The 529-nt window shown below is 65.2% G+C and carries 1 pseudogene; it reads left to right on the plus strand.

The window, feature by feature from the left end:
* Positions 1-529, plus strand: a pseudogene (locus EN750_RS38320) (glycine cleavage system protein T); the annotation flags it as partial.

The following is a 529-nucleotide window of genomic DNA, read 5'->3' on the forward strand; positions in this document are numbered from 1 at the left end:
TGCCCAATTACTGGGTGGCGTGCGGCGTCATGGCCGGTTTCCTGCAAGGCGGCGGCGTCGGCAAGTCGCTGGCCGAATGGATGATCCATGGCGAGCCGGAAGCCGATGTCTACGGCATGGACATCGCCCGCTATGGCGACTTCGCCTCCAACCGCGAATACATCAGGCAGACCACCGGGCAGTTCTATTCGCGCCGCTTCGTCATGAGCTATCCCAACGAGCAGCTGCCGGCGGGACGGCCCTTGAAAACGGCCGGCGCGCATGACGCGATGGATGCCGCCGGCGCGCGCTGGGGCAATTCATGGGGCATGGAAGTGCCGCTCTATTTCGCGCCGCAAGGTTTCGTCGAGACACCGACGCTGAAGCGCTCCAACGCCTTCGACATTGTCGCACAGGAATGCCGCAAAGTGCGCGAAGGTGTCGGCCTGCTCGATATATCGGCCTTCTCGCGCTACGAGATCACCGGCCCGCAGGCCGAGGCTTGGCTCGACCGGCTGCTCGCCTGCGCGCTGCCCAAGCCGGTACGCGC

It is taken from the genome of Mesorhizobium sp. M7A.F.Ca.ET.027.03.2.1, from assembly GCF_003999175.1.
GTDB lineage: Bacteria > Pseudomonadota > Alphaproteobacteria > Rhizobiales > Rhizobiaceae > Mesorhizobium.